This window comes from Hydrogenophaga palleronii, from assembly GCF_031457455.1.
GTDB lineage: Bacteria > Pseudomonadota > Gammaproteobacteria > Burkholderiales > Burkholderiaceae_C > Hydrogenophaga > Hydrogenophaga palleronii_A.
This window is the reverse complement of the sequence record NZ_JAVDWU010000013.1, coordinates 76,735-94,101: the sequence shown is the minus strand read 5'-3', so window position 1 is coordinate 94,101 and position 17,367 is coordinate 76,735. Positions and strand designations below refer to the sequence as shown.

Below are 17,367 nucleotides of genomic sequence, written 5' to 3'. Positions count from 1 at the left end.
GGAGGGCAAAGCCTTGGTCTCCGAGGGGCGGATCGAGGAGGGCTTGAACAAACTCGAAGAGGCCGTTCAACTGGATCCGAAGAATGCTGAGTACCGAATCCACTTGGCCAACAGCCGCTACTCGGCGATCAACCGCTTGATCGATGCGGCCGACAGCGCGGTGCGCACCGGGCAGATCAGTGACGGCGAAAAGCTGTTGCGCCGGGCGCAGGATCTCGATCCTCGAAATGACCGCATCCGTCAGGGTCTGGAGACCTTGGTCAAGGAGCGGCAGCATCGGCAGGCGGTGCAGGAAGCGGAGTTGCTGTTTCGCCAAGGTTCAGCAGACTCCCTGGCGGATGCGCTGGAGAAACTGAGGGTGGTGCTTGCTGCCAACCCGGCACAAAAAGATGCGCTGGCATTGAAGGCGCGGATCGATGAACAGCGTGCAAAGTCAGCACCTCCCGAGAGTGCACTGGCGGATGCGTTTCGAAAGCCCATATCGCTGGAATTTCGAGATGCACCCTTGCGAAATGTTCTGGACGTGGTGGCCAAGGTTTCAGGTTTGAACTTTTTCTACGACCGGGACATTCGCCCTGACATCAAGGTGACGATTATTGCCAAGAACACCTCGGTTGAAGATGCGGTTCGCATGGTGCTTCTGACCAACCAGCTTGAGATGAACGTGCTCAATGAAAACACGGTTCTGATCTATCCCAATACGCCGCAGAAACTCAAGGACTACCAGGCGCTGTCGGTGCGGTCTTTCTATCTCACGAATGCAGATGTCAAGGCTGTGTCCAACTCGATCAAGACCATTGTCAAGACCAAGGACATGGTGGTGGACGAGCGGCTGGGGATCATCATCATGCGGGACACGCCTGAGGCGATTCGGTTGGCCGAACGGATCGTGGCCTTGCAGGACATGACCGACCCGGAAGTCGTCCTGGATGTGGAAATCCTGGAGGTCAAGCGTTCCCGTCTGCTGGAGCTGGGGGTGCAATGGCCGAGTCAGTTTTCTCTGACGCCCGTGTTGGTGGATGATCTGCCATTGCGATTGACAGACTTGGCAAGAATCCGGCCATCTACCATTGAGGTGGGTGTGGGCAGAGGCTTGGTCAATGCCCGCAAGGAGGATCAGGATGGCCGCATCCTGGCCAACCCACGAATCCGGGTGCGCAACAAGGAAAAGGCCAAGGTGCAGGTGGGCGATCGTGTGCCTATCATCACGACCACTTCGACAACGACGGGCTTTGCGTCCGAATCGGTCAGTTACGTCGATGTGGGTTTGAAGCTGGAGGTGGAGCCCACCATCCACCTGGACAGCGAAGTGGCGATCAAGGTCAGCCTGGAAGTCTCCAACCTCGTGCGTGAGATCACCAGCCCTGGCGGTTCACTTTCTTACCAAATCGGCACTCGAGGGGCCAACACGGTGCTTCGGCTCAAGGACGGAGAGACGCAAGTGCTTGCCGGCTTGATCAGCGACGAGGACCGAAGCTCGGCCAACAAGGTGCCGGGACTTGGCGAGTTGCCCATCGCTGGGCGCCTGTTCGGCAGCAAGAAGGACGACACGCAGAGAAGTGAGATTCTGCTTTCCATCACGCCGCGTGTGGTTCGTTCGATTCGGCGACCGGACCTGCTGGACGCACAGTTTGAGAGTGGCACCGAAGCCAGCGCTGGAGCCAGGGCGATTCGACTGAATGCGATCGACAAAGGCGAGGCTGATCGCGCCGCATCACCACCCCCTGCGGCTGCGCAAGCATCCAAAACGACCGAGCCAGTCCCCGCGCGTGATCTGACCAAGGCACCCACCCACCCAGAGACATCGACGGTCACGCCCACCCCGCAAGCCGGCAGCACTCAGCAGCCCGCAGCGAGTCCCGCTGCGACGCCTGCGGTGGATGCGCCGCCTGCTGTTCCTCAATCCAGGCCTGCGGCCTCACCAGACACCACCGCATCCGTTGCACCCGTCGCGGGCCCGAAACTGAGTTGGCAGGCGCCAGGCCAAGTTCGCGTGGGCGAGCAGTTCAGCATGGTGCTCCAGATGACCAGTCAGGCGCCTGTTCGGGGCATGCCTCTCCTGCTGGCCTATGAACCCTCCCTTCTGCAGGTGGTGAGCGTCAAGGAAGGGGACTACTTCAAGCAGGGGGGCGCGAAGACAAGCTTCAGCCACAGGGTAGACCCGGCGCAGGGGAAGGTGTTTACATCCATGGTTCGACAGGGCAGCGGTGGAGTGGACCCGGGTATCAACGGCACGGGCAGTCTGGTGCTGGTGACATTCAAAACGCTCAAGGCTGGTTCAGAGCCGAAGGTTCAAGTGTTGTCGGCGTCGCCAGAGCCTGCCGCAGGCGCGGCGGTTTTGCCTGCAGTCCCAAGCATTCGGGTCACGCCGTGACGCGTGCTCGCGCTGCACGTTGGCAGGCATCGGGTTTCACACTGGTGGAGCTCATGTTGACGCTGGCCATCATGGCGATCTTGGTCACGGTGGCAGTGCCCTTGGTTCAGGTTTCCGTGCAGCGTGAAAAGGAGCGGGAGTTGCGCACGGCCTTGACGCAGATTCGCGATGCGCTGGATGCCTACAAGCGAGCCACTGAACAAGGGCGCATACCGGCCAATATTGGAGAGTCCGGCTACCCGAAAACGCTGGAAGCTCTGGTGGAAGGGGTGGAGGATCAACGCAGCCCGACGGCCGCGAAGCTGTACTTTCTACGCCGCCTGCCAAGTGATCCGATGAGTGCTACGCAGGGACTCAGCGCAGAACAAACCTGGAACCTGCGAAGCTACCAATCTCCTCCTGATGATCCCCAGGAAGGAGACGACGTCTTCGATATCTATTCAAAGTCAGACAAGGTGGGGCTCAATGGCGTGCCCTATCGGGATTGGTGAGGGGCGCAGATGCAAAAGCAAATGCCGTTGAAAAACCTCATGGGTAAGTTGGTGTGTCGCCTGAGCCGTCCTGGCGCAGGGGAGGGTCGATTGGTTGTACGGAGCAGAGGGTTCACCTTGATCGAGCTGCTGGTCGTCCTGGCCATCGTGGCCTTGTTGTTGACCATCGTTGCGCCCAGGTACATGGGATCGATTGACAACGCCAAGGAGGTGGCCTTGAAGGAAAACCTCAAGGTCATGCGCATCAATATCGACAGGTTCCTTGCTGACAAAGGGAGGTACCCCGAGTCGTTGGATGAACTGGTGGGCGAGCGCTACCTGAGGGCCATTCCGTCAGATCCCATCACGGAGTCATCGCAGACGTGGATTGTTGTGCCTGCCGACGATGTTGAGACAGGCGGCGTTGCAGACGTAAGAAGCGGCGCGGAGGGGGCATCTCGCAGAGGTGAGGTGTTTGCAGAATGGTGATCCGAGAAGAGGCCTCCTTCAGGCAGGCGGCACTACCGAAGGGTCTCGATCAGTCCGGATTTGCCTATCTGTGGCTTCTGTTTCTGATCGCATTGATGGGGCTGGGCCTGTCTGCGGCGAGTGATGTTTACAGCACCGTTGCCAAGCGTGACCGTGAGAAGGCGTTGATGGCTGTGGGGCGGCAATTTCAGGAGGCGATCGGGAGGTACTACGCATTTCGACCTGCGGGGGCGAAGCGGGAGTTTCCTGCCTCTTTGGAGGATTTGCTCCTGGACCCGAGATCACCCGGAACCGTCAGGCACCTGCGCAAGATTTTTGTGGATCCCATGACCGGCAAAGCCGAATGGGGTCTGGTTCGAATAGGCGACAGGATCATTGGTGTTCACTCACTTTCTGAGGAGCCTGTCATCAAGAAGGATGGGTTTGAGCCCGATTTGCGCTTGCTGGCGGGAAAGAGCAGCTATGCCGAATGGTTGTTCATTCATGAAATCACCACAGTAGATCCCGCTTTGCCCGCCGGCCAAGGAGGCCAAGGAGATCAGGCAGTGGGTAACACAGACCAACGGAAGGATCTGAATGATTGACGTGACTTTTTCTACCCTTCGACGGTTCGTGGGGGGGCTGTGGTCTAGCGCCTTGGTCGCCGGGGCCGTTGCGTTCTGCCTGCATGTGTTTTCTTTGCCTGCATGGGGACAGGCTCTTGATCCCAGTGAGCTGCCCAACATTCTCAAGGAACTCCCTAGGGCGGGTTCGATGTGCAGACGAGATGATGGAGCTAGCGCGGGCATGCCGGCAGCAGGTGGATCGGCCTCTGACGTCGATCCCGCATGCATTCGTCCGCCTGGCGAGCTTTTGTCGCAAATTGGAAAACAGGACGCTGCGTTGATTGATCTGCGCCCGCGCGCACAGTTTGATCGGTTTCGAGTCCGCGAAGCCATTTCGTCCAGCGAGTCAGAGTTGGTTGTCAAGCCGTACTGGAAAGAACAGCAAGTCATCCTGATGGGGCGAGGCGTGGATGATCTGCATCTCTCATCTGTGTGCACGAGACTAAAGAAGTCGGGTTACAAGCGGGTGTCCGTGCTGCAGGGGGGTGTGATTGGGCTGGTTCGAGAGGGGATCAAGTTGGTGGGGGTTCCTGTCCGACTGGACGAACTGGTCCAGCTGTCAGCGGCAGATGTGTGGTTTCTCACCCAACAACCTGGTGCGTTGGTGCTGACGGATGCCACTCGAAGCGATTTCTTGAAGACCATGCCTGATGCGATGCAGCTCAGTCAGGTGGACGAGCAAGGCCTGAAGAAGGCCATGCAATCCCGAGCCGGAACGGGAAAGAGCCAGCGAGTCGCACCGGCTGCCGTGGTGCTTCTGGTGTCATCGTCACCTGGTGAAGATGAATTGAACAAGCTGCTGGCGGCCGCCAGCCCTTCTCCCTTGTTTGTGTTTACAGGTACACATACTGAATTCGGGCGAGAGATGGCCAGGCAAGATGCTGTGTGGAAGGCTCGTGAACGAGGGCCGAAGAAAACCGCCTGCTTGGGGTGAGCATGACTGGCCAACGACGACGCTTGCTGAAAGCATCTGCGGTCGGTCTTGGCCTGGCTTTTTCGCACCCATTGTTCGCTGCCGGTTGTGGCAACTGTGCGACCCGTGTCCCCAATGATCAACCGGCGCCAATTGAGCGGCTGTTGCGGATGCGGATTCTCTTCCACAACCCGTCCCGCAACGTCCTGATGGATCAGCGCTTTTGGTGCTACCTGCCCATGCATTTGGCGGGACAGACCTTGTCAAGCCTTGTTGTGTCAAGGCCTCACCATGCGGCCACAGACCCATTTGGGCATCAGGTGTTGTCAGTCGCCTTTGATCGCTTTCCCGCCTACGCGAGCATCCCCGTGGAGATTTCGATGAGGGTGCGGTTGGACGGAACCGTATGTGCCTCACAAATGTCGGGCTCACCTTCCTGGCTTGAGGCAGAAACGCATATCGAGTCACATGCCCAAGAAATACAAACCCTTGCACGGCAACTGCGCAGGCCTTCCGAGCGTGAAACGGTGAAGGCCATCTATGAGTGGGTACAGGCGGCTTTGACATACGAAGGCTATGTGCCACAGGGCAAGGGGGCGCTCAATGCGCTGAGGACACGAGCGGGGGACTGCACCGAATATGCCGCATTGGTTGTCGCTCTGGCCCGAGCGAACGCCATTCCGTCGCGAATGGTCGGTGGCTACGTGGTGGATAAGGACCTCTTGCTGCGTGTTGACGAATACCACGATTGGGCACAGGTGCTATTGAACGGATGCTGGCAAACGATCGATGCACAGAAGAGGAGGTGGCTACCTTCTGATCAGCACTACCTTCCCTTTCAGATCTATGGGGACAAAGCCACAAACGAAATGGGGCACCTGGCCAGGTACAGGATGGATGGTGATCTTGAGGTGCAGTTTTGATCGAGTCCAGCAGAGCCACGGGGACTTGATCCGCAAGATCACCTCTTGGCCGGTACAGGGTCGTTCAGCATCGTGCATGCAGACATCAAACTCTTGATCAGCTTTGGCACAACGACTTGACCCAAAGCTGCAGACCAATGGTCACTCCACGCAAGAGCCGCATGCGTCGGCAAAGTGAGCTGCTCTGAATAAACTGGACACCAAGTGACGGTGATTGGTTTTGTTCTGTCCAGTCAAGTCACGCCGGCTCGCTCCACCTCCCGAGGCTCAGCCGCGCACCCGCAGGATGCCCGCGAAGTACGCGGCCAGCTCCTCTCGCGCCTGCAGCGGCAGGATGTGGCCCACGTACTGATCCGGGCGCACGATGACGACGCAGCCGGTTCCTCGGTCGATGCCGCGCATCTCGAAGATGTCTTCGCCCCGCTTCAGGTCAGCACAGAAGACTTTTTCATAGTCGCACAGCCCGAATCGGCCCACGTGCGGGCGCAGCAGCGTGGGCATGGCGGCGTGGTCCAGCTCGCGAAAACCCTGCTGGAACACGGCGCGGGCGTCGATGACGGCATCCACGTCCTCGCCCGGTGCGGTGTGGCGACGCAGCGGCGACGTTGCATCGTGCTCAAGCCAGTCGCACAGCGAGGCGGTCGCACCCCCTGGCGCACCCGTGTCGCTGGTCGGCGCAAAAACAAACAGGCGGAAGCGGGCGTCTGCCTCGATGGTGTGACCCAACTGCATGGGTTTGGCGTCGGCCAGCCGGACCACGGGTGCGGAGTGGAAGCGTTTGCCAATATCGAAACCGGGCGCGAGATGCTGATGGGTCGGCATGCCGGTCAGGGCGCCGGGCTCGTACTGGATCGTCAGGCCGCAGGTGAAAGGCAGGTTGTTGACGAACTCGCGGGCCACGCGGGGCAGGCCGTCGACGGTGTCGTTGTCTGCACGCGCACCCACCACGCGAGCCCACTTGTGATCGAATTCCACCAGGCCCTGGGCCGCTGCGCGCCGCTCTCCGGAATAGCTGTGCAGCAGGGCAGGGTCGGCGCGTCCGGTCAGCACAGAGATGAGCTTCCACCCCAGGTTGAAGGTGTCACCCATCGACACGTTCATGCCCTGGCCGGCCTTGGGGCTGTGGGTGTGGCAGGCGTCGCCAGCCAGCATCACGCGAGGGGTTCGGGTGGCCACCTCGGCGGGGGGCACATCGTCGAACTTGTCGGTCAGCCGGTGACCGATCTCGTAGATCGACCACCAGACCACTTCCTTCACCTCAAGCTTGAAGGGTTGAAAGATGCGCTGCGCCTTGGCGATGATGTCGTCCGCGTTCATGCCCCGGTCTGCGGCGCGTTCGTGCGCGCCCAGCTGGTCGAGCTCGACATACAGGCGCACCAGGTGGCCGCCTTCTCGCGGCAAGACCATGAGGATGCCGTCGTCCTGCGAGCGCACGAAGGACTTCTTGCGCCAGTCGGGAAAATCGGTGACGGCCAGCAGGTCGATCACGCCCCAGGCCTGGTGCGCCGCATCGCCGTGCAGCGCTCCGCCGATGGCGCTGCGCACGTTGGAGCGTGCGCCATCGCAGCCAATCACATAGTTGGCCCGCACGGTCTCGGTTTGCCCTTCGCGACCCGGCGCGGTGTGCGCCAGGGTGACCGTGACGGGGTAGTCGGCGGTGGTCGGGTCGATCGACAGCGTGGCCACCTTCAAGCCGTAGTCCGGCGCCAGCCGGGTGGGTGCGTTGTGCATCACATCGAGAAACAGGTCGTGCACCCGGGCCTGGTTGATCAGCACATGCGGCATCTCGGAGACACCATCGGGCACGTCCTGCACGCGGGCGACGCGGCACAGGGAGGCGCTGTCACCGGGCGACCAGAAGGTGGTCTCGTTGATCCACACCGATTCGCGCAAGACCTTTTCGGCAAAGCCGAAGGCCTGGAACATTTCCATGGTGCGCACGCTGATGCCATCGGCTTGCCCCTTCTCCGTCGGACCCGGTTTGGGCTCCACGAGCAAGGTGCGGATTTGCGGCACCCTGGCCAGCTGGGCGGCCAGGCACAGGCCAGCCGGTCCGGAACCGGCGATCAGCACATCCACCACAGCCGGCAATGGATCGTCCGCGCGGCGGTGATCGGGTGCCGCCGGCAGGACATCGGGATCGCCGGGATGGAAGCCGTTGAGGTGGTATTGCATGCGGACTCCTAGGAGCGACTGCTGCTCCAAAAATAATAAGTATGCATATCATATGTTCGCATACTTAGAATCGTCAAGCTCATCGGACGAAGGCGCGTCGTGCGCCTGTCGGCATCAACGGAGGCAGGATGGACACCAGGGCGATGGCCGGTCATTTGATCCGGCGGCTGCACCAGCAGTCGACACAGGTTTTTCAGGCGCAGATGACGGCAGCGGGTTTCGACATGACATCGGTGCAATTCGCTGCGCTTGACGCCATCGCGCAGCAGCCCGGCATTGACCAGGCCAGTCTGGCCGCGACCATCAGCTTTGACCGCGCCACGATAGGCGGGGTGATCGATCGCCTGGAGAACAAGGGCCTGGTGCGGCGCGAAATCAGCGCACAGGATCGCCGGGCGCGCCAGCTGCACCTCACGCGCGAGGGCAAGCAGTTGCTGAGCGCCTGCCGGCCGGTGGTCGAGGCCTTGCAGGCCGACATCCTCAAACCGCTGTCACCCGCTGAAGAGGCCGCCTTCATTGCGCTGGCAAAAAAGGCACTCGGGCTGGGTTGAGGTCGGGGATCGCGGCCATTGGTGCCCAGAGTGTGTTCGTCTTGCGCCCAGGCTAGCGCAGAGTGCATGTTGGCGTGTTGCTGTTCGGTGGCGTGAGGAGAGCCTGACGCAGCCTCCTGGGTCTTTATCGGGTCTCCATCCCCACGAGGCCCGCATCGGGGTAGCGCGCGCCGGCCACCACCGTCGGGTCGAACAGCAGATCCAGTTGCGCGATCTCACCAGGCGTGAGCACGATATCGGCCGCGCTCACATTGCTCTCCAAATGGGCGATCCGGCGGGTGCCGGGAATCGGTATCACATGCGGATGTTTGTTGAGCATCCAGGCCAGGGCGACCTGTGCATTGCTCAGCTGGCGCTCGGCCGCGAACGCCGCCAGCGAGGCCACCAGACGCTGGTTCGTGGCCTGTGCCTCGCCCACAAACCGCGGGTTGTGCTTGCGGAAATCGTTGTCGGCCAACTGGCTCACGTCGAGGGTGCCGGTGAGGAAGGCGCGGCCTAGCGGGCTGTACGCCACAAACGCCGTCCCCAGTTCCGCGCAGGCGGCCAGCATGCCAGCCTCGGGCTCTCGGCTCCACAGCGAATACTCGCTTTGCACGGCCGCAATCGGCGCGACGGCATGGGCTCGACGCAGCGAATCCACGGACACCTCCGACAGGCCAATGGCACCGACTTTGCCCGAGCTCACCAGTTCACCCATGACGCCCACCACCTCCTCGATGGGAACGGCCGGATCGCGGCGGTGGCAGTAATAGAGGTCGATGCGATCCACACCCAGCCGCCGCAGCGAAGCCTCGCAGGCCTCTCGAATGTAGGCGGGGGAGTTGTCGATGCGCCGCTCGTACTGGCCGGTCGCCCGCACGATGCCGAACTTGGTCGCGATCACCATTTGCTGCCGGCGCGCCGATCCGCCTTGCGCGATGAAACGACCCAACAGCGACTCGTTGTGCCCAAGGCCGTAAGTGTCTGCCGAATCGAAGTGGGTGATCCCGAGCGTCAGCGCTTTCTCCAGTGTGCGCAGCGAGTTGGCGTCGTTGGTCTCGCCATAGAACTCGCTCATGCCCATGCAACCCAGCCCCAGGGTCGATGTCAAAGGGCCGGAGGCGCCCAGTCTGCGTTGTTTCATGGATGCCTTTCGATGCATGGATGAACTGTGACTGCCACCACTTTATACAGGTCGCGCCCTACACGACAAAAGGCCCGGCGGCCTTTGCGGGCTGCCGGGCTTGAGGCACGCTGGCCTGGCTTCGTTCAGTTAACCGATGCGGGGTACTGGTTGCCGTTGACGTTCAGGCTGCCGTCGCGGCGCGCCTGGGCCAGTTCGGCACGCACTTCTGCGCGGGTCTTGCCCTGGGCGGTCACTTCGCTCGGGTACAGATCGGGGTTGATCTGCTTGGCTGTCAGGCCGATTTCACCATTGGCCACCACATCACCGTTGCGCCGGGCTTCGGCCAGCTCGGCCTTCACTTCAGCGCGGCTCTTGCCGGCCACGGTATGGGCGCTGGCGTAGCGCTGGGGATCCAGCTCGCTGCGGGTCTGGCCGCTCTCGGCCACCGCCACCACGGCACCGGTGCGCACGGCTTCGCGCAGTTCGGCCTGCACGTCGGCGCGGCTCTTGCCCTGTGCGGAAGCCTGGGCGGGGTAGAGATCAGGGTTCAGTTGCTTGGCGGTCAGGCCGATTTCGCCGTTGACGATCACGTCGCCATTGCGCTGGGCCTGGATGTATTCGGCGCGAACCTGCTCACGGGTCTTGGCAGCAGCAGGATCGGCGGCCAGGGCTTGGCCAGCCACCAGGGTGGAGAGGGCAAGGGCGATAACGGAGATGCGGGCGTTTTTCATGACAGAGTTTCCTTTCAGTGTGTTGAAGATGCCGGTCAACCGCGGGTTGGTGGGCTCGGCTTCGACGCCTGAACTGAAGTGTTTTGCGTCGATGGGTTGAACTGTAAAGTTTCTGAATCAGAAGAAAAACAACCAAAATTCCATAACTGCATTGCTGATTCGGAAACAATCAATCCCAAGTGAAGTCTGCGGCAGGGCACACGGCCATGGGCCTGCCGCCGCGAAGCGTCAGCGACCGACATGTCACTTTCTGCCAATGCAATCGGCTCGCCCGGCCATTGAGCGCACCAGTGGGCTGCACTACCGTACCTCCCATGCCGACTCAAGCCACACAAGTGCATGCCATGCGCCACCCCGATCCCGACACACCCGACCTGACCGCTTCAGCCACTTCTGCAAGCGGGGCACCGCTGGCGGGCGTGAGGGTGCTCGATCTCACCCGCCTGTTGCCCGGCCCCATGTGCACGCTGCACCTCGCCGACCTGGGTGCCGACGTGATCAAGATCGAGGACACCGGCGCGGGCGACTACGCCTCTGCACCGGTGCGTGACATGGTCAACCGCAACAAACGCGGCATGCGGCTGGATCTGAAGCATCCCGAAGGCGTGGCCGCGTTGCTGGCGCTGTGCGAGAGCGCCGATGTGTTGGTGGAAGGCTTTCGTCCTGGCGTGATGGAGCGGCTGGGTGTGGGCTGGAACGCGGTGCACGCGCGCAACCCCCGGCTGGTGTTCGCCAGCATCAGTGGCTACGGCCAGAACGGCCCGCTGCGAGATGAGCCCGGCCACGACATGAACTACAGCGCACTCGTGGGCGTGGCCGACCAGATGGGCAGCCCGTCGGGTGAGCTGGCCTTGTCGAACGTGCCGGTGGCGGATCTGCTGGGCGGCACCATGACGGCCGTCATGGGCATTCTCGCGGCCCTGTTCGACGCCACGCGCACGGGCCGAGGCCGGCATGTGGACGTGGCCATTGCCGACGGCCTGCTGGCGCACGCCGTGCTGCCCATGGCCGCCGTGCACCGCGAAGGCCGCCCCCGCGCGGCCAGCACCGATCGCCTCACCGGCCTGTTGCCCTGTTATGCCTTCTACGAAACGGCCGATGGCCGCTTCCTGGCGGTGGGCGCGCTGGAGCGCAAGTTCTGGGACGCGTTCTGCCAATGCCTGGGCCGCGAAGACCTGCAAGATCAGCATGTGCCCGCGTCGCCCAAAGATTCCCTGCGCCTGCGGGCCGAGGTGGCCGCGATTCTGCGCGCACGTCCCCTGACGCACTGGCAGGCCCTGTTCGAACATGCCCAGTGCTGCGTGACGCCGGTGCTCAGGCTGGACGAGGCTTTGGAGCACCCGCATTTCGTGGCACGCGGCATGTCGGTGGAAGTGCACACCGCCGATGGTGAGGTCATGAGGCAACTGGCCTGCCCGGTGCGCATGAGCAACTTTGAATTCCGCGTGGTTCGCCCTGCACCGCGCCCCGGCGAGCACACGGACGAAGTCCTGCAGGAGGCAGGCTGGAACAAGCAGCGCGTGGCAGACTTGCGTGCGCTAGGCGTGCTCGGATAAAACCGGGCCACCCGGCCTGCGCACGCCAGCGTTTCGCCTCATGGCACCCAAAACCTACCCCTCTTCTGTCCAGCACACCATCGCCATTCCGCAGGTGATCCAGATCCTGCAAGGCGTGCGTTCGCGTGGCATGGACTGGGAACGGGTGCTGCGGCGGGCAGGCATCGCGCCGGCTTTGCTGGAGTCGCCCTTGTCCCGGGTCACCCAGGCGCAGTACGCGCGGCTGATCTTCGAGCTGCGCCGCCTCACGCGTGATGAACTCTGGGGTCTGTGCGAGCACCCCTTGCCGGTGGGCAGTTTTGCACTGGGGTGCGAACTGTTGGTGCATTGCAAGACCCTGGGCGACGCCATGCACACCGGCCTGCGCTACTACCACCAGCAACTGCAAGACTTTGCCCCGCGCCTGCAGGTGAGCGACGGTCTGGCCACCTGTCGCCTCAGCGCGCGCGGCCCGGCCGATGCCGGTCTGATCTACGCGCAGCGCGCATTCATGTTTTTCAGTTTTGGCCTGGCGTGCTGGCTGGTGGCGCGGCGCATTCCGCTGCGCGAGGTGATCTACACCCACCCTGAAGCCGGCCTTCGCAGCGAAGCCTCACGCCTGTTCCAGGCACCCGTGCGCTTTCAGCCCGACTGGATGGGTTACCGCTTCGATGCGCGATGGCTCGAGCTGCCGGTGGTGCAGAACCCGGAGAGCTTGCGCGAATTCCTGCAACAGGCGCCCACCAGCCTGCTGGTGAAGTACCGCGACCAGACCAGCCTGACCGAGCGCATCCGCCGCCTGCTCAGGCGCTACCTGGCGGAAGACATGCCCTCGCTCGACGAAGTGAGCCAGTCGCTGGCCATGACACCGCAGACCCTGCGCCGCCACCTGCAGCGCGAGGGCCAAGGCTACCAGGCCATCAAGGACAGCCTGCGCCGCGACGTGGCGGTGGAGTACCTGTCGCAGCCCGAGCTCACGCTGCTCGACATCGCCAACCGGCTCGGGTTCTCCGAAGCCAGCACCTTTCACCGGGCCTTCAAGGGCTGGACCGGGCTGGCCCCGGGTGTGTACCGGCAGCGCCGCCTGCAAGCGCAGTCCCCTCTGCGCGCAGACGCCAAGGCAGGCGACTGAAGCGCGCCGGGACGGGGCTGCAGGTCGCCTGCAGACTGAGCGTTTCTGCCAATCATTTTGGGTCTATCCGTTATTGGCCGAGGCACCCGTGGCGCCCAAACTCGGGTCATTGTTTTTGACATGAGGACACCCGATGAGCCAGATGCGCAGACCCGTTCACGTCGTGGGCGTGGGCATGATTCCCTTCACCAAACCCGGCGCCAGCGAACCCTACACCGTCATGGGTGCGCGCGCCGCGCAGGCGGCGCTGGCCGACGCCGGCGTGGACTACGCCGAGGTGCAGCAGGCCTATGTGGGCTACGTGTACGGGGACTCCACCGCTGGCCAGGCCGCCATCTACGGTTTGGGCCTGAGCGGCATCCCGGTCTTCAACGTCAACAACAACTGCTCCACCGGTTCCAGCGCGCTGTTCCTGGCGCGCCAGGCGGTGGAGAGCGGCATGGTCGAATGCGCCATTGCCTTGGGTTTCGAGCAGATGGTGCCGGGCGCGCTCAAGGGCGCTTACGATGACCGGCCTTCGCCCATGGCGCGCTTCGCCGATGTGATGACCGAGCACCAGGGCTTTGAGGCCGGTGTGCCGCGCGCCGCGCAATTCTTCGGTGGCGCCGGGCGCGACTACATGGCGCAGTACGGCATCCGCGCCGACACCTTCGGCCGCATCTCGGTCAAGGCGCGCCAACACGCCGCGCGCAACCCCTTGGCAGTGTTCCGTCAGACCCTCACGCTGGATGAGGTCATGGCCGCGCCCACCGTGTTCGAGCCCATGACGCGCTTTCAGTGCTGCCCGCCCACCTGCGGCGCCGCCGCGGCCGTCGTGTGCTCGGCCGAATTCGCCAAGAAGCACGAACTGGACGCCAGCGTGGTGATCGCCGCCCAGGCCATGACCACCGACACCCCCAGCACCTTCGAGACCGGCGACATGCGCAAGGTGGTGGGCTACGACATGACCGCGGCCGCAGCCCGGCAGGTGTACGAAGCGGCTGGCATCGGTCCCGAAGACCTGGACGTGGTGGAACTGCACGACTGCTTCACCGCCAACGAACTCATCACCTACGAAGCCCTGGGCCTTACGCCCGAAGGCACGGCCGAGCGCTTCATTGTGGAAGGCGACAACACCTACGGCGGTCGCATCGTCACCAACCCTTCGGGCGGGCTGTTGTCCAAGGGTCACCCGCTGGGCGCCACCGGACTGGCGCAGTGCGCCGAGCTGGTGTGGCAGCTGCGCGGACAGGCCGAACAGCGGCAGGTGGAAGGTGCGCGGCTGGCGCTGCAGCACAACCTGGGTCTGGGTGGGGCCTGCGTGGTCACGCTCTACGCCAAAGCCTGAGGACGCGATCCATGATCGATCGAAAGTACATCGGCCACACCATGCCACCCTTTCCGGTTGCCGTGGAGGAGGGGCGCCTGCGCTTCTTCGCCAAGGCCACTGGCCAGACCGACCCGGTCTACAGCGACGAGAAAGCCGCGCGCGCCGCAGGCCACCCCGCCTTGCCAGTTCCGCCCACCTTTCTTTTTTGCCTGGAGATGGAATCGCCCGACCCGGCCGCCATGCGCGACCTGCTGGGGCTGGACTACAAGCGCCTGCTGCATGGCGAGCAGGGTTTCAGCTACCACCACCTGGCCTACGCCGGCGACCTGCTGACCTTCGAGCAGCGCATTGAAGACATCTACGACAAGAAGGGCGGGGCGCTGGAGTTCGTGGTCCGCAAGACGCGCGTGACCAACCATCGGGGCAAACACGTGGCCGATCTGCGCAGTGTCACGGTGATGCGATGGTGAAACACCCTCGCGTCGCTTCGCGCCACCCCCTCAAGGGGGCGGCACCAGCCGTCCGGCAAAGCCGGCCCGGCGGCGCCCATGATCGAGCCCTCTCGTGCGCTGCGGATTGTTGGTGGCGCGACGGAACACAAAGGAGAGAGATTTGAACCACATCAGATTCGATGGCTTGGAGATCGGCGACGAGTTGCCGGTGTTGGAGCTGCCACCCCTGAGCCGCCTGACCCTGGCGCTCTACTGCGGCGCTTCGGGCGACCACAACCCCATTCACGTGGACATCGACTTCGCCAAAGAAGCCGGCATGCCCGACGTGTTCGCGCACGGCATGTTGTCCATGGCCTGGCTGGGGCGTGCGCTGACCGACTGGGTGCCCCAGTCTGCCTTGCTCGACTTCAACGTGCGCTTCGCCGCCATCACCCATGTGGGCGAAAGCATCCGCTGCACTGGCACGGTGACCGAAAAATTCGAGTACGACGGCGAGCGCCGCGTGCGCGTGAGCCTGGCCACTGCCAACGAAGCTGGCGTGCAGAAGCTGCTGGGCGAGGCCGTTCTGAGCCTGCCCTGAAACCCACACAAAGGAAACCCGACATGACTCAAAAACTCGCAGGCAAAGTGGCGCTCGTCTCCGGCTCCGGCCGTGGCATTGGCCGTGAGATCGCGCTCAAGCTCGCCAGCGAAGGCGCGCGCGTCGTCATCAACGACCTGGACGCCGCACCGGCCGAACAGACTGTGGCCGACATCGTCGCGCGCGACGGTCAGGCCGTGGCCTGCGTCGGCAGCGTGACGGAAGTCGACTTCGGCGACAAGTTCGTCAAGACCGCGCTGGACGCGTTCGGTGGCGTCGACATCATCGTCAACAACGCCGGCTACACCTGGGACAACGTGGTGCAGAAGATGAGCGACGAACAATGGGAAGCCATGCTCGCCGTGCACCTGACGGCGCCGTTCCGCATCCTGCGTGCGGCGTCCGGTTTCATTCGCGACGCCGCCAAGCGCGAGGCCGAGGCCGGCACACCGGTGTTCCGCAAGGTGGTGAACATCTCGTCCACCTCGGGCGTGTACGGCAACGCCGGTCAGGCCAACTATGCCGCGGCCAAGGCCGGTATCAACGGCCTGACCAAGGCCATGGCCAAGGAATGGGGTCGCTACAAGGTCAACGTGAACAGCGTGGCCTTCGGCCTGATCATGACGCGCCTGACCGAAGCCGCGGCCGACGCCGACGCAAAGATCGATATCGCCGGACAGCAGATCAAAGTGGGCGTGAACCCGCAGGTGCTGAAGAACGCCGAGGCGCTGATCCCGCTGGGCCGAGGCGGCACGCCCGAAGAAGCTGCGGGCGCGGTCTACATGTTCTGCATCCCTGAGAGCAACTACGTCAGCGGCCAGGTGCTGGTGTGTGGCGGGGGGCGCCCGTGACCGGCGAGGTGCTGCATTCACCACGCCCCTGGATGGATGCGGACCTGGAACAGCTGCGCGACACCGCGCGCCGTTTCTACGAACGCGAATGCGTGCCGAATGAGAAGCGCTGGACCGAGCAGCAGCACGCCGACCGCGAGATCTGGCTCAAGGCCGGTGCAGCGGGTCTTCTCTGTGCCGGTATTCCAGAGCAATACGGCGGCGGCGGTGGCGACTTCCGGCACGAGGCCGTGATCTGCGAAGAGCAGGCCGGCGCCATGGTGAACGCCTTCAGCAACAACGTGCACAGCGGCATCGTCGCGCACTACCTGCTGGCCTACGGCAGCGAAGCGCAGAAGCAGCGCTGGCTGCCGCGCATGGCCACCGGTGAGCTGGTGGCGGCCATTGCGCTGAGCGAACCGGGCATCGGCTCCGACCTGCAGCGCATGAGGACCCACGCCCGCCGGGACGGCGATCACTACGTCGTCAGCGGCTCCAAGACCTTCATCACCAACGGCCTGCACGCCAACCTGATCTGCCTGGCCGTGAAGACCGACCCGGCCGCTGGCGCCAAGGGCGTGTCGCTGCTGATGCTGGAGACCGAAGGGTCGGCAGGCTTTCGACGCGGCAAGCTGCTGGAGAAGCTGGGCCAGAAGACGCAGGACACCGCCGAGCTGTTCTTCGACGAGGTGCGCGTACCGGTCGAGCACTTGCTGGGCGATGAAGAAGGCAAGGGCTTTGGCCAGCTGATGCAGCAACTGCCACAGGAGCGCCTGATCATCGCCGTGGGCGCGGTGGCCACCATGCACCGCGCGCTGCAAGAGACCACCCAGTACGTGCGCGAACGCCAGGTGTTTGGCCAGCCGCTGATGTCGATGCAGAACACCCGCTTCAAGCTCGCCGAGTGTGTGACCCAGGCCACCGTGGCGCGCAGCTTTGTGGACGACTGCATTGGCCGGCTGTTGCGCGGCCAGCTGGACGCCACCACCGCGGCCATGGCCAAGTGGTGGACCACCGACACCAATGTGCGCATCGTGGACGAATGCCTGCAGCTCTTCGGCGGCTACGGCTATATGACCGAATACCCCATCGCACGCCTGTACGCCGACGTGCGGGTGAGCAAGATCTACGGCGGCACCAACGAGGTGATGAAGGAAATCATCGCGCGGGCGGTGGAGCGTGGCCGGTAGCGG

The 17,367-nt window shown here is 63.3% G+C and carries 17 protein-coding genes; 14 read left to right on the top strand and 3 right to left on the bottom strand.

Annotated features, from left to right (window positions below):
* Positions 1 to 43: 43 nt before the first annotated feature.
* The 6 genes from J2W49_RS23395 to J2W49_RS23370 are packed head-to-tail and all read left to right on the top strand — an operon-like array spanning position 44 to position 5,774.
* On the top strand, positions 44 to 2,374 hold the full coding sequence (locus J2W49_RS23395) for a cohesin domain-containing protein (RefSeq protein ID WP_310321790.1): 2,331 nt from the start codon (positions 44 to 46) through the stop codon (positions 2,372 to 2,374).
* Positions 2,371 to 2,865, top strand: a complete 495-nt coding sequence (locus J2W49_RS23390) for a prepilin-type N-terminal cleavage/methylation domain-containing protein (RefSeq protein ID WP_310321788.1) — start codon at positions 2,371 to 2,373, stop codon at positions 2,863 to 2,865. The genes J2W49_RS23395 and J2W49_RS23390 overlap by 4 nt, the downstream gene beginning before the upstream one ends.
* 39 nt (positions 2,866 to 2,904) lie before the next feature.
* Positions 2,905 to 3,333: a type II secretion system protein gene (locus J2W49_RS23385; RefSeq protein ID WP_310321832.1), complete on the top strand. Its 429-nt coding sequence runs from the start codon at positions 2,905 to 2,907 to the stop codon at positions 3,331 to 3,333.
* The gene (locus J2W49_RS23380; RefSeq protein WP_310321785.1) at positions 3,327 to 3,917 is read left to right on the top strand and encodes a type II secretion system protein; all 591 of its coding nucleotides are present in this window, start codon (positions 3,327 to 3,329) and stop codon (positions 3,915 to 3,917) included. The genes J2W49_RS23385 and J2W49_RS23380 overlap by 7 nt, the downstream gene beginning before the upstream one ends.
* The gene (locus tag J2W49_RS23375; protein WP_310321782.1) at positions 3,910 to 4,872 is read left to right on the top strand and encodes a rhodanese-like domain-containing protein; all 963 of its coding nucleotides are present in this window, start codon (positions 3,910 to 3,912) and stop codon (positions 4,870 to 4,872) included. The genes J2W49_RS23380 and J2W49_RS23375 overlap by 8 nt, the downstream gene beginning before the upstream one ends.
* A gap of 23 nt (positions 4,873 to 4,895) precedes the next feature.
* Positions 4,896 to 5,774, top strand: a complete 879-nt coding sequence (locus J2W49_RS23370; RefSeq protein WP_310321779.1) for a transglutaminase-like domain-containing protein — start codon at positions 4,896 to 4,898, stop codon at positions 5,772 to 5,774.
* Positions 5,775 to 6,041: 267 nt separating this feature from the next.
* On the opposite strand, the gene J2W49_RS23365 is transcribed toward J2W49_RS23370, so the two are convergent.
* Positions 6,042 to 7,949, bottom strand: coding sequence for an FAD-dependent monooxygenase (locus J2W49_RS23365; protein WP_310321778.1), 1,908 nt, complete (start codon positions 7,947 to 7,949; stop codon positions 6,042 to 6,044).
* Between the two features lie 128 nt (positions 7,950 to 8,077).
* On the opposite strand from J2W49_RS23365, the gene J2W49_RS23360 reads away from it, so the two are divergent.
* Complete coding sequence (locus J2W49_RS23360; protein WP_310321774.1) at positions 8,078 to 8,500, top strand: MarR family winged helix-turn-helix transcriptional regulator; 423 nt, start codon at positions 8,078 to 8,080, stop codon at positions 8,498 to 8,500.
* Between the two features lie 124 nt (positions 8,501 to 8,624).
* Here J2W49_RS23360 and J2W49_RS23355 read toward each other — a convergent pair whose 3' ends face one another.
* Together J2W49_RS23355 and J2W49_RS23350 are read right to left on the bottom strand one after the other, a co-directional pair.
* On the bottom strand, positions 8,625 to 9,623 hold the full coding sequence (locus tag J2W49_RS23355) for an aldo/keto reductase (protein ID WP_310321772.1): 999 nt from the start codon (positions 9,621 to 9,623) through the stop codon (positions 8,625 to 8,627).
* A 125-nt stretch (positions 9,624 to 9,748) separates the two neighbouring features.
* Complete coding sequence (locus J2W49_RS23350) at positions 9,749 to 10,336, bottom strand: DUF4148 domain-containing protein (protein ID WP_310321770.1); 588 nt, start codon at positions 10,334 to 10,336, stop codon at positions 9,749 to 9,751.
* 344 nt (positions 10,337 to 10,680) lie between these two features.
* Here J2W49_RS23350 and J2W49_RS23345 point away from each other — a divergent pair, with 344 nt between their 5' ends.
* The 7 genes from J2W49_RS23345 (at position 10,681) to J2W49_RS23315 (ending at position 17,364) form a co-directional block, all read left to right on the top strand.
* Entirely contained in the window at positions 10,681 to 11,892 is a 1,212-nt protein-coding gene (locus tag J2W49_RS23345) for a CaiB/BaiF CoA transferase family protein (protein ID WP_405001075.1), read from the top strand.
* A 40-nt stretch (positions 11,893 to 11,932) separates the two neighbouring features.
* Positions 11,933 to 13,003: an AraC family transcriptional regulator gene (locus J2W49_RS23340; protein ID WP_310321767.1), complete on the top strand. Its 1,071-nt coding sequence runs from the start codon at positions 11,933 to 11,935 to the stop codon at positions 13,001 to 13,003.
* Between the two features lie 142 nt (positions 13,004 to 13,145).
* Positions 13,146 to 14,330, top strand: a complete 1,185-nt coding sequence (locus tag J2W49_RS23335) for a lipid-transfer protein (protein WP_310321828.1) — start codon at positions 13,146 to 13,148, stop codon at positions 14,328 to 14,330.
* A gap of 11 nt (positions 14,331 to 14,341) precedes the next feature.
* On the top strand, positions 14,342 to 14,782 hold the full coding sequence (locus tag J2W49_RS23330) for a MaoC family dehydratase N-terminal domain-containing protein (RefSeq protein WP_310321764.1): 441 nt from the start codon (positions 14,342 to 14,344) through the stop codon (positions 14,780 to 14,782).
* 142 nt (positions 14,783 to 14,924) lie between these two features.
* Positions 14,925 to 15,344, top strand: coding sequence for a MaoC family dehydratase (locus J2W49_RS23325; RefSeq protein ID WP_310321763.1), 420 nt, complete (start codon positions 14,925 to 14,927; stop codon positions 15,342 to 15,344).
* 23 nt (positions 15,345 to 15,367) lie between these two features.
* The gene (locus J2W49_RS23320; RefSeq protein WP_310321761.1) at positions 15,368 to 16,195 is read left to right on the top strand and encodes an SDR family NAD(P)-dependent oxidoreductase; all 828 of its coding nucleotides are present in this window, start codon (positions 15,368 to 15,370) and stop codon (positions 16,193 to 16,195) included.
* A gap of 32 nt (positions 16,196 to 16,227) precedes the next feature.
* Positions 16,228 to 17,364 carry an acyl-CoA dehydrogenase family protein gene (locus J2W49_RS23315; RefSeq protein ID WP_310321759.1) on the top strand — a complete coding sequence of 379 codons (1,137 nt, stop codon included), beginning with the start codon at positions 16,228 to 16,230 and terminating at the stop codon, positions 17,362 to 17,364.
* The last annotated feature ends 3 nt before the right edge of the window (positions 17,365 to 17,367 follow it).